Below are 11,518 nucleotides of genomic sequence, written 5' to 3'. Positions count from 1 at the left end.
AACCTCTCGGTGGAACAGATACGCAAGACATTGCTGGACGTCCAGTCGGCGGTCATCGAGGATACGGCGACCGGCAAGAAGTACCGCTTCCCCGGCACCCTCTCGCCGGAAGCGAAGCGGATCTACAAAGCCCTTGGGGTACGGCGGAGCGAGGTCCCCACGGAGCTGCTCTCGCTCCGGAAATACAGAAACCGCAGGAGCTACGAGACAACGTAGAAATGAGCGGAGGAACGGAAGCTACCGTCAATGTACCGATATTGCGGTAACGGCGGGAGCCGCAGCGCGGAAATGGTACACACAATCCCGGCAAGGCAGACAGAGCAAAGGCACACAGCGTGCGCGAACCGTTCGTTTTGCCGACAGATCCTTCCCTCGCCCTTTCTGAAATGAACGGCACACGTTGAAGATCCGGTAGTCGGCAGCCCTCTACCCCTCAAGGCCGGACACCCGGACGTGGAGGACAGCGACAACCATTCCTTCGGCCACATTGGCCACCGACACAGGCATAGAACGATAGGAGCAACAAACAAAGCTGCAGGGCGGATCACTATCCCAATCGGGACGATGGTCCGCCCTGCACATTTGTAGTGCCTAGAGTCTCGCTGAAGATCCAGTACTCATGCGGGTTCGTAGTGTCTGCGCGCGGAAGTCAGGAGCAGAACAAAAGGGACGGGCAATTTGGCAAAAGGGGGCAGCTTTGTGCCACGGCGATTGTTGTAGTTAGCGTCGTCTGTGGAACCATAGCAGCCTTGTTTAGCTCCCCGTGGGTTGGAATTGGTATAAGTGGACTTCCCTTTGTCGGAATCGTTACAGTAATTGTTACCGGGAAAGGAAGCAATAGCAGCGAAGAGGCCGAAGAAAACCCCGACCGTTTCAATAAGGGGGTAAAAGGCGAAGAATAGCAAGATAGTGAACCGCCGCGGTGCGGAACAGTGCCCAAAAAGGGGGGGAGTGCCGTGTACCGATCTCGGAAGCAGCATCTGTTCGAGGGACGGGAAACCTCGTCGCGGAGAGCGATCTACAAGGGGTGCGGCTATGACGATGTGGATCTTTCCAAACCGCTGATCGGGGTTGTCAATCCCGCGAATGATGCGGGGCTTGGGCATGTGCATCTCGACAGACTGGCCGGGCGGGTCAAGGCCGGGATATGGCAGGCCGGGGGGACGCCCTTCGAGTTCCGGACCATCGCCACATGCGGCGCCGTGCCGATCGGGACGCCCCATCTGCGGTACGAGCTGGTGATCCGCGACATCATCGCCTCGTCGATCGAGATCATGGCCAACGTGCAGCTCCTGGACGGCCTGGTGCTGCTCGCTTCCTGCGACAGTATCATCCCAGGCGTGATCATCGGTGCACTGCGGAGCGGTCTCCCCACGATCTTCCTCTCCGGGGGGCCCCAGCTGACGACCAGGAGCGAAGGACGGCAGGTGGTGCTCTCGGAGCTGGATCAGATGGTCTTCGGCGCGCAGTATGGCGAGGAGAACATGGATGAGCGGCGGATATCGCTGGAAAACAGCGTCTGTCCCGGCCCGGGTGCCTGCGCGCTCATGGGGACGGCCAACACCATGCAGATCCTCGCCGAGGGCATGGGGCTGGCGCTTCCGGGGTCATCCACCGTCCCGGCGGTGTATGCCGAAAAGGAGCGGTGCGCCACGGAGACGGGGCGGCGGATCGTGACGCTTGTCAAAGAGGGGATGGCGCCGCACTCCTGGCTGACCAAAGAGAATCTCTGGAACGCCATCATCATGGAGATGGCCATCGCCGGGTCGACCAACGCGGTGCTGCATCTTCTCAGTATCGCCAGGGAGCTTGATATCCCCCTGGATTTGGAGGATTTCGACCGCTTTTCCAGTCAGGTTCCGGTGCTCTCCAGTGTGATTCCCACGGGGACGGTGACGGTCATCGATTTCCACGAGGCAGGCGGAGTCCCGGCCCTGATGGGGGAGCTGAAATCGCACCTCTATGCGGATGCTTATGGTGTTGCCGGTGTCACCGCCGGTGAGATCGCCAATCGGATTCGATCCGGTGATCATGCCGTGATCGCCTCCTGTGACGATCCCGTGTACCGCAGCGGCGGCATTGCGGTGGTGCGCGGCAACCTGGCGCCGGACGGCGCTATCTGCCGGACCACGACGATCCGGGAAGATCGTCGCCGTTTTCGGGGAACCGCCAGGGTCTTCCACGCCGACCACGAGGCCCATCACGCTGTCGTGAACGGCCGAATCGTGCCGGGCGATGTGGTGGTGATCCGCTACGAAGGCCCCCGTGGTGCGCCGGGGATGAAAGAGATGATGATGACCACCGACGCTCTGGTGGGGCTCGGGCTGGGGCAGGATGTGTTTGTGCTCACCGATGGTCGTTTCTCCGGTTTTACCGAGGGGGCGGCGGTGGGGCACGTGGCCCCCGAAGCGGCTGTGGGCGGTCCCATTGCGATTATTCAGGATGGTGATCCCATTGTCGTAGACATCCCCGGCCGTCGGGTGGATCTCGATATCGACGGTGAGGAGTGGTCGGAACGTTTCAGGAAGTGGGCGCCCATCGAACCGAAGGTCCGCAGGGGTATCCTCGGCCTCTGTGCCAGAACCGCATTGCAGGCTGACCGGGGGGGTATGCTCGACGACAGCGCCGATTCGTTCGGGTAGAGCGGTACAAGCGCAAGGGTGCGACGATGCTGTGCCGGGCCGATTGTGTGACAAGGGATGCTCCCCTCGCGCACAATCGGCTTTTTGTGTCTCTCGTCCTTACGTCTGGGGTTCCTCGCTGGGGTGGAACGTCAGTCTGGGATGGTAGACGAGCACGGAACAGGGGGCGTGCCGGACTACCTTTGACGCAACGCTGCCGATAAAGAACTCCTCGATGTCGTTGAGGCCCCGGTGGCCGATCAGGATGATCTCGTACTCCGGCTTGCGGGCCTCCTCGATGATCTTGTGGTAGGCCGTTCCCACCCGCACATGGAGCTGGTAGGGGCAGACAGCCGCATCGCTCTTTTCCCGCTCCTCCTCGATGATGCCGGTGAATCTGCTGGTTGCTCTGTTGATCAGATCATCTTCGTCGGGAAGCGTGTAGGAGTAGTGGAGATCCTTGGAGAAGTGGGGCTGATTGATGACGTGGAAGAAGGTCAATCCGTCCAGCTGCTCCAGTGAAGCGTAGCGGAAGGCATAGGAGATAAGCTCTTTGCTGATCGTGCTTTCGTCGATGGCGGCCAACGCTTTGCGCATGATCTGTTCCCTCCCTTCAGTACAATGATTATCCCACTGGACGTTACGCTGTTCAAGAGACAATCAGCCATTGTGTCCACCCCTCAGGGCTTCCTGCCGGTGCGGACATAGCTGTGTGGGGGGGTTTGAGGATTCAGTGGAATGTCGTATCCCGTACTGCGCGGTTCACCATTCACGGAGTCTGCGTTGGGGGATACCCTTACCATGCAGAACGTGACGAAGGAAAGCGGATAGAAGGAGTGATCACAATGAAGCGGTTGTTGCTTGTCGGGTTGGCGGTGCTGGTTGTCGCAAGCGGTGTTGTCCTCTTTTCCCGGGCCTATGCGGCGGAAGACCTCTATGTCTGCAGGCCCTGCAGCCGGGCGTTCATCCCTGTTGCCCAAGATGTGGTGACAGAGCTTGGGCTGGAAGACGAGGTGAATGTGATCCCCAGTTCCTGTCTCGGCGGCCCCTGTAATGTCGATGCGGTGGTGGGGTTCCGCGGCGAGGTCTATGCGGGAATGGACGAGGAGAAGCTCCGGATGTTTCTGCAGTATTCCTTTCAATAAGAGGCGCGCTCTTTTGTGATGAAGAAACAGTTGTTTGTTTGGGTTTTGTGGTACACTATGGAAAACGTCTTGGGAGGTTGATACGTGATGAGAAGGTCAGCTGTGGTCGTGATCCTGGCGGTAGGTCTTTTGTTCTCCCTCTCTGCGGTGGTGATGGCGCACCCGCCGTCCAAACTCGCTCTGGAGTACAACAGGGAATCGGGGGTGCTCACGGTACGGGCCTGGCACAGTGTCTCCGATGCCGGCAGCCACTATGTCGAAAGCTATGAGGTAACGGTGGACGGCGACAGACGCTACACCCTCCATGCGTCGTCGCAGCAGGGCAGCGGAGAAGCCGTCGCGCTCTTCCATCTTGGGAAGCTGAAGGACGAGACGGAGATCCACGTCAAGGCCACCTGCAACAAATTCGGTTCCCTTGAACGGACCATAACGGTAGAGTAGCGAAAAGTGCTCCAGCCGGGATCGGCCGGTGCCGTGGGGAGCGTTTCCCTACGGCACCGGCCTTTTCTCTGCCCTCGTTTTTCTCCTGTAGTTCTGGATCCGCTGGCCGATCCAGACGGCTACGACGATAGCGGCCATGGCCAGGGCGATCTCCCGAAAAGGGGAGACCCCCACATCGGTGCCGATTTTGACGGCGTGGACCGTACCGAGGAGAAATGCCGGATAGGTGAGCTGGTGGAGCGCCCGCCAGTGGGGGATCCTCCGGCTGAGCATCGCGGCGGCCGCGGCGATCACAAAGAGTGCCCAGGCCGGATGGCCGCCGAAGGTGAGAAAGGACTCCAGCGAGTCCAGCCGCGGGGCCAGCAGCCCGGGGTCGGCCAGTTCCGCGGCCATAAAGAGCGGGTGGACCGTCATCAGCAGCAGTCCCGAAACGGCGAAAGTGTGGTGCACCTTCATGAAGGGGATGCCTAAGAGACGGAAAACCTGCTTTTTGAAGGCCGAGGCAACGATGGCGTAGAAGACAAAGAGATATCCCAGCATCCCCGCTGCCCTGGTGAGTGCCGTGAGTGCGTTGTAGGGTGGACGCAGGGCGAGGATACCGGCGATGGCCAGACAGCTGACCGCTGTCAGGAAAGGCAGTCTGAAGCGCTTGGGGAGGGACGCCACGGGAGAACACTCCTCTCGATGTAGTATGGCCTGTTGTCCTTCCCGTACAGGCCTGGTCGGTGTCACGGGTTATTCAATGGGAACATAGACGGCGCAGGGAAGATGTTGCAGCACTGTTCCCACAGCCATTTTCCTGCTGTCATTGACGGTCATGCCACTGATGAGATCCCGCCAGGCCCGGCCAGGCTGTGCGGGCCACTCCAGGGTGGTGTCCCGCCATACCCTTTTCCCCAGCGGCAGCTCGCCCGGTGCCGCCAGATGGCTGCAGAGCCTGGGAACGATGCAGACGGCGCGTTGCGTTGTGGTGTATCTGGTGAAGGCGATGAGGCTGTCGGCGCAGGCACCCCGGCAGGCGATGCCGGCGTAGCTTCCGTGGGTGAACAGCGAAGGATAGCGCTGCCGGGCCTGGAGCGTCCGCATGGTCACCAGCATCTTGATCCGGCCGTCCTCGGGGGCTTCCAGAAGTCCCCGGAGGAGTGTGGGATCGTTACGCTCCAGAATGTCGTCAAGCTCTGCAAGGGTGCTGCTTCGGGATGCGTAGTCAACGCTGCGGCGGTTGTCGGGATCGACGAAGCTGAAGTCCCAGAGCTCGCTGCCCTGGTAGATGTCGGGAACGCCGGGGATGGTGATCTTGGCCACCGTCTGGGCCAGCGAGTTGAAGACACCGTAGAAGGCGACCTTCCGCTGGAAAGAGAGGAAGTCCTCGCGAAAGGGGCCGAACATATCATCGAAGAGCAGCAGGCGGACCAGCGAGGCGACGGCGTCTTCCAGCTCCCTGTCCGGCGCCTGCCAGGAGCTCCTCTCTCCGGCTTCGCGGAGGGCCTTCACCATGTACGCCGCGAGCCGCTCCCCGAAGGATTCGTCCGGTCCGCCGAAGGGCAGTCCGCCAATAAGGGACTGCAGCAGAAAGTGTTCCTCCCGTCGGTCCAGAGGAAAGGGCATCTCACTGTGCCGGCGCCAGGCCGTTTCGAGCTGCCGGTGCCACCGGGGGAGCCCCGCCGACCACGCTCCGGCCAGTTCGGTGAGAACGTTCAGCCGTGCCCGGGCGTCCTCGCCGCGCTTGGTGTCGTGGGTGGCCGTGGCGTTCATGGAGTGGGGCCTTTCCTGCTGTTGCCTGGCACAGAACCTGTGGAAGGTCTCCACACTGCAGGGGGGGTGCAGCGGGGAACCGCCCACCTCATTCCGCGAGAGCAGCGGTGTGTACCGGTAGAGAAAGGAGTCCTCGAAGCCCTTGGCCATCACGGGGCCGGTGAGCTGCTGGAGCTGTAGCACCACACTGTCTGGCTCTCCCGTCGGTTCCCCTTCGTAGCTCTGTTCCATGATCTCTCTGACCAGACTGCAGGTTTCGCGTCGTTGGGGGAGCGCCTCTTCCACCGATGAGAACAGTTCCCCGAGGAGCTCCTGCTCCTCGCTGGTTCCGCACTCCTCGCCCAGGTAGGTGCGGTACCTGGGGAAACGCACCACCAGTTCCTCCAGCACCTGGAGCACGGCTCTGCGCGAGACGGCGTGGCTCTGATGTCTGCGGGCCGCTTCGTCGAGCACGTTGACGGCCAGGTTCTCCAGATCGCCGTAGAGCAACGTGGTGAGGGCTTCCCGTTTGGTCTCGGACAGGAGGGATGCCGGATCTCTCATGTCGCCGGTGAAGCTGTGGTAGGCCTCCCGGAGCTGCCCTTCCCCTGCCCTGTCGCAGAGGATGTCGTTTGCGATGGTCAAGGTGTCGTAGCCGGTGGTCCCCTGTATGGGCCACGATTCGGGAAGCGTCTCCCCCCGCTGGAGGATCTTTTCCACCGCGATGTAGGCCTCCGGGGCCGAGTTGCGGAGCCGCTCCAGGTAGGCGACGGGAGCCTTGAGGCCGTCGATGTGGTCGATGCGGAAGCCGGTGAATGTGCCTGTCTTGTAGAGCCGCGCCGGCAGCCGATGGGTGGCGTCGAAGACCCTGGGGTCGCCCATGCGCAGGGAGATCAGGTTGTTGATGTGGAAGAAGCGCCGGTAGTTGATGGCCTCGGCGGCCACCCTCCAGAGCGCTGGCAGGTAGTGCTGGCTGTCGATGAGGTCGGCGAGCTCTGCCGGTTCGCTGTTGAGCCGCTCGAGGCGTTCTTCCACAGCCCTGTTCACCACGCTGTGGGCGACGGCTTGCTGCAGGAGTGCCTTGCCGGTGGCGGTGATCTCCCGATACTGTTCCGCGCCGGGTGTGCTCCCCGAGCAGTCGGCGAGTCGCAGGAGTCGCTCGAGCAACTGCTGTTCTTTCAGGGTCGCCGTCCGGCCGAGTCCGCCGATCAGGGGTTCCAGGACAGGGGGGTAGCTCTCGATGCGCAGTGGAAAGCGGTGTTCGTAGTACCCCAGAACCAGCGCGCCCTCCTCGAGCCGCAGCTGCAGTTCACCGGAGCGCAGTACCTCCTGGAGATCGCCGCCCAGAAAGGGCGCGAGCAGCCTGCCCCGCAGGAGGGGGTTGTGGTGCTCCCACCGGATATCAAACCAGTGGGCGTACCGGGAGGAGGGGCCTGTTTCCAGGACGTCCTGCAGAAAGCGGTTGGCCGGATGGAAGGCCATGTGGTTGGGGACGATGTCCTGGACCCATCCCATATGGTGTTCCCGGGCGACGGCGGCGGTCCGGTCCAGGTCCTCCAGATCGCCGAGCTCCGGGTTAACGGCCTGGGGATCGGTGACGTCGTAGCCGTGTTCGCTCCCCGGGATGGCGGCCGGCAGCGGCGAGACATAGAGATCGCTGATCCCCAGGGCGGCGAGGTAGGGGATGGTCTGCCGGAGCTGCTCCAGCGGGGTTTCGGGGGTCAGCTGGAAGCGGTAGGTGGACAGCGGGATACGCACGGCAGATCACTCCAGCCGTAGCTGCAGGTGGTCCGACAGCTCCCGGAAGGCCTCCAGCCATGCTGCCGCGTCGCTGTCGCCCCGGTCGGCGCGTTCCTGCTGTTCCGGATAGAGCTGCCCGGCGACGGAAAAACAGCTGTTCTGGGCTTCCCAGTAGTTGGGGTTCAGACTGATTCGCTCGATGGTCTCCAGAAAGGCGTTCATCCGCCCGATGAGGGCCGTGTCCAGGGGGGTGTCTGCAAACCGCAGCATCAGCGTGCGAATCCGGTGGCTCGCCCGCAGAGCCTGAGCATCCCTGTCCAGCGGGACCTCCCAGCGCAGCACGGCGTCCAGCAGACTGTCGAGCCTCTCCAGATCCAGTTCCTCCGCTTCCAGGGTGTCGGCGATGTCGGCGTTGAGGGCGATCTCCGCGGCCACGCTCAGCGTTCTGGGGAAGGGCATGTCGATCTCCCGCAGAAAGTTGAGCAGCGTGTACTGGGTGTTGATGACCTCGTGGAGGGCGTGTTCCGGCTGTTCGGAGACCTCGCCGAGGATGCCCTTCATGATCCGGCGCTGTTCGTCACGGAAGAGGTGCCAGAGGGTGTAGCTGTGGTGTCCGAAGTGGGTGTCGATGGTAGAGACCAGTTCGGAGATGTTGCCCAGCTCGAAGGCCCGGTTCATGTGCGTTTTGAACGCCTCGAAGGTGCTGTCGTCGATGGAGCTGCTCAGACCGCTGAGGACGTTGTGCCCGCCCAGATGGAGCGCCGCGAAGGTGATCGTCTCTTCGTCCCGGGTGATGTGGGAGACGAAGCGCGTGCGCCCCAGGGCCATCTTGCTGGCACCGGCCTCGTGTTTCTCGCAGTCGAGGCATTCGGCGGCGTAGCAGTAGATGGTCTGTGGGGTGTCGTCCTGCTCGCGGAAGAGCGAGGAGACGGCGTAGTGGGCGCCTACCCGGTGGAGGTCGATGCGGGAGACCCTGACCAGCCGGTTGTAGACCTCCATGCCGTTGCCGAACTGCGTGATGTTGCTCGGTGCCTCCTCCAGCCGCCGGGCGAATTCCTCTTCCAGGTGGAGGCCCAGGGTCTCCTCGGCCAGATGGAGGGCCCTGGCGGCGTAGCGGAGCACCTGGGTGGTCTCGATGCCCGAGATCTCGTCGAAGAACCAGCCGCAGCTGGTGTAGATAAGCATGGCGTGCCGCTGGAGCTCCAGGAGCTTCAGGCACTTCCGCTGCCCGGCGGCGTCCAGCGGTTTGAGAGCATGGGCCTCCAGAAAGGAGGCGACATTCTCCGGCGACCGGTCGAGGACTACGTCGATATAGTCGTCGCGGGCCCGCCAGGGGTCGCGCAGAAGGTCCCCGGCCGTTTTTTCGTAGTCCGGGGCCAGGGTGTCCCGGAGCCAGTCCATCGCCGCCCGCAGCGGCGCACGCCACCGCTGGGTCCAGCCGGGGTGTCCGCCGCTGTTGCAGCCGCAGTCGCTGCGCCATCGCTCGATGCCGTGGATGCAGCTCCAGGAGGAGTTCTCGACGATGCGCACCTCCTGCTGCGGCGGATGGGCCTCCAGAAAGGCGCCGTAGACGGTGAGCCGGTGGTCGCTGTGCTCCTCGATGGCGTTGAGGCAGTAGGCCAGGGCCATCTCGCCGCGGTAGTGGTGATGGCCGTAGGTCTCCCCGTCGGTGGCGATGTGCCCCAGCCGCGCCGGGCCGTCGTCGCCTTCGTCGGGAAAGATCCCCTCCAGCCGCCGTGCGAATTCGTCGCCGTTGTCCAGCAGCCCGTCGAAGGCCAGGTCGTGGGAGACCGGGCCGTCGTAGAAGAAAAGAGCAATGGACCGTCCCGAAGGAAGGGGACAGTGGTAGGGCAGCGTGGGGTCCACGTGGCCGCCCGAGACATCCCGCCAGCTTTCCTCGTCGCCTCCTGCGGGGCGAACGGCCGCGGCCTGGTGCGGAGCCAGGATGGTGAAGGCGATTCCCAGTTCGGCCAGAACCTCCAGGGACTCCGTATCTACGGCGGTCTCCGGCAGCCACAGGCCTTCCGGCTTTCGGCCGAAGCGGGTCTCGAAGTCCCGGATGCCCCAGAGGGCCTGGGTGTACTTGTCGGCCCTCGAAGCCAGGGGCATGATCATGTGGTTGTAGACCTGGGCGATGGCCGTTCCGTGGCCGTAACGCTCTGCCCCCAGGCGGTCCGCTTCCAGGATCGCCCGGTAGGTCTCCGGGGCGTGCCGTTCCATCCAGGAGAGCAGCGTGGGCCCGAAATTGAAGCTGATGCGGGAATATGTATTGGTGATGGCCGAGATCTTTCCGTCGCTGTCCAGGATGCGCGCCGCCGTGTTGGGCGCGTAGCATTCGGCGGCGATCCGGTCGTTCCAGTCGTGGAAGGGATAGGCCGATTCCTGGATCTCCACCTCCTCCAGCCAGGGGTTTTCCCTCGGTGGCTGGTAGAAGTGTCCGTGGACGCAGATGGCCTTTTCCATCAGCGGTTCACCTCGCAGTCTTTATGATAGACCACCAGACTGGTGGCTGGCATCCGGAAGCGGAGCGCATCCGCATTGCCGATGGTTTCCGGGGCGCTCCCGCCCGGGCCGTCCCAGATCCCGGCGGAGCTTTCCAGCAGCCGTGTCCACCGCCGGCCTGCGCCGGGCGTTCCAACAGCGGCGCTATGGGAAGAGGTGGAACAGTTGTACAGACAGAACACCTCGCCGTGGTCGTTCCGCAGTCTGACCGTCAGCAGTCCGGCGGCGCTGTCCGAGGAAACCAGCTGCTCCCGTCGGTCGGTGCAGTGCAGCGGGCCCTTCCGCAGGGTGATGAGCCGCCGGTAGTAGCGGCGCAGCGTTCCATGGCGGCCTTCGTTGCGGAGCTCCCACTGCAGGCGTGACTGCAGGAAGGTCGCTTCGTCCTGGGGGTCCGGCGGTTCCTCCCCCCAGCCGAAGGAGGCGAACTCGGCCTTTCTTCCCTCCCCCACGGCCCGGATCAGCTCGGGGTCCCCGTGGCTGGTGAAATAGCGGAAGGGATGCGGTTCGCCGTACTCCTCGCCCATAAAGAGCAGCGGCACGAAGGGAGCCAGAAGCAGGAGTCCGGCGGCGAGCTTCCGGGCCTCGAAGGAGAGCAGCGTATTCAGCCGGGCGCCCCGGAGGCGATTGCCCACCTGGTCGTGGTTCTGGATGGCGACCACGAACCGTCGCGGCGGTTGGTCTGGGCACGGCCGCCCGTGCCGCCGTCTGCGGAAGACGGAGTGGCAGCCGTCCAGAACGTAGGTGCGCTCCAGTGCCTTGTGCAGCCGGTCCAGTGGACCGAAATCGGCGTAGTAGCCGCTCCGTTCCCCTGTGAGGAGAGCGTGGACGGAATGGTGGAAATCGTCGCTCCACTGGGCGCTCATGCCGTATCCCCCTGCCTCCGGGGAACGCACCGGCGTGGGGTCGTTGCGGTCCGTTTCGGCGATGAGATGGAAGGGTCGTCCCTGCTGTTCGGCATGCCTGCGGGCCGCGGCGGCGAGCTCTTCCAGGAAGGGGCAGGCGCTGCTGTCCACGATGGCGTGGATGGCGTCCAGACGCAGCGCGTCGATGTGGTAGCAACGGGACCAGTAAAGAGCGTTCTCGATGAAAAAACGGCGGACCTGGTCGCTCCCCGGACCGTCGAAGTTGAGCGCATCCCCCCAGGGGGTGCGGTAGCGGTCGGTGAAGTAGGGCCCGAACTCCCGGAGGTAGTTGCCCTCCGGGCCCAGATGGTTGTAGACCACATCGAGGAGCACGGCGAGGCCTCGGTGGTGGCAGGCGTCCACCAGCCGCTTGAGGCCCTGGGGGCCGCCGTAGCTGTTCTGGACGGCGAAGAGATCCACACCGTCGTAGCCC

General features: G+C 63.4%; 9 protein-coding genes. 4 read left to right on the top strand and 5 right to left on the bottom strand.

The window, feature by feature from the left end:
* Together K9L28_10155 and K9L28_10150 are read left to right on the top strand one after the other, a co-directional pair.
* On the top strand, positions 1 to 216 hold a 216-nt coding region (locus K9L28_10155; protein MCF7936688.1), incomplete at its 5' end, for a hypothetical protein.
* A 740-nt stretch (positions 217 to 956) separates the two neighbouring features.
* Positions 957 to 2,642 (top strand): dihydroxy-acid dehydratase, encoded by a 1,686-nt coding sequence (locus tag K9L28_10150; protein ID MCF7936687.1) that lies wholly within the window; start codon positions 957 to 959, stop codon positions 2,640 to 2,642.
* Between the two features lie 99 nt (positions 2,643 to 2,741).
* On the opposite strand, the gene K9L28_10145 is transcribed toward K9L28_10150, so the two are convergent.
* On the bottom strand, positions 2,742 to 3,218 hold the full coding sequence (locus tag K9L28_10145) for a universal stress protein (GenBank protein MCF7936686.1): 477 nt from the start codon (positions 3,216 to 3,218) through the stop codon (positions 2,742 to 2,744).
* Positions 3,219 to 3,466: 248 nt separating this feature from the next.
* Here K9L28_10145 and K9L28_10140 point away from each other — a divergent pair, with 248 nt between their 5' ends.
* Both K9L28_10140 and K9L28_10135 read left to right on the top strand, forming a co-directional pair.
* On the top strand, positions 3,467 to 3,766 hold the full coding sequence (locus K9L28_10140; GenBank protein MCF7936685.1) for a hypothetical protein: 300 nt from the start codon (positions 3,467 to 3,469) through the stop codon (positions 3,764 to 3,766).
* Between the two features lie 87 nt (positions 3,767 to 3,853).
* Positions 3,854 to 4,207 carry a hypothetical protein gene (locus K9L28_10135; protein MCF7936684.1) on the top strand — a complete coding sequence of 118 codons (354 nt, stop codon included), beginning with the start codon at positions 3,854 to 3,856 and terminating at the stop codon, positions 4,205 to 4,207.
* A gap of 48 nt (positions 4,208 to 4,255) precedes the next feature.
* Here the strand turns inward: K9L28_10135 and K9L28_10130 are convergent, their stop codons facing one another.
* From K9L28_10130 to K9L28_10115, 4 genes are all read right to left on the bottom strand, one after another.
* A complete protein-coding gene (locus K9L28_10130) occupies positions 4,256 to 4,873 on the bottom strand; it encodes a hypothetical protein (GenBank protein ID MCF7936683.1) in 618 nt (205 codons plus the stop codon).
* A 69-nt stretch (positions 4,874 to 4,942) separates the two neighbouring features.
* Complete coding sequence (treY, locus tag K9L28_10125; protein ID MCF7936682.1) at positions 4,943 to 7,699, bottom strand: malto-oligosyltrehalose synthase; 2,757 nt, start codon at positions 7,697 to 7,699, stop codon at positions 4,943 to 4,945.
* 6 nt (positions 7,700 to 7,705) lie between these two features.
* The gene (locus K9L28_10120; protein ID MCF7936681.1) at positions 7,706 to 10,144 is read right to left on the bottom strand and encodes a DUF3536 domain-containing protein; all 2,439 of its coding nucleotides are present in this window, start codon (positions 10,142 to 10,144) and stop codon (positions 7,706 to 7,708) included.
* Positions 10,144 to 11,518: hypothetical protein (locus K9L28_10115; GenBank protein MCF7936680.1), on the bottom strand; the 1,375-nt coding region annotated here is incomplete at its 5' end. The genes K9L28_10120 and K9L28_10115, both read right to left, overlap by 1 nt.

The organism is Synergistales bacterium (genome assembly GCA_021736445.1).
Lineage (GTDB): Bacteria > Synergistota > Synergistia > Synergistales > Aminiphilaceae > JAIPGA01.
This window is presented reverse-complemented; position numbering and strand designations above follow the sequence as displayed.

Coding starts and splice junctions, on each gene's coding strand:
- K9L28_10145 (MCF7936686.1), bottom strand. CDS start 3,218: ATGCGCAAAGCGTTGGCCGCCATCGACGAAAGCACGATCAGCAAAGAG.
- K9L28_10120 (MCF7936681.1), bottom strand. CDS start 10,144: ATGGAAAAGGCCATCTGCGTCCACGGACACTTCTACCAGCCACCGAGG.
- K9L28_10135 (MCF7936684.1), top strand. CDS start 3,854: ATGAGAAGGTCAGCTGTGGTCGTGATCCTGGCGGTAGGTCTTTTGTTC.
- K9L28_10140 (MCF7936685.1), top strand. CDS start 3,467: ATGAAGCGGTTGTTGCTTGTCGGGTTGGCGGTGCTGGTTGTCGCAAGC.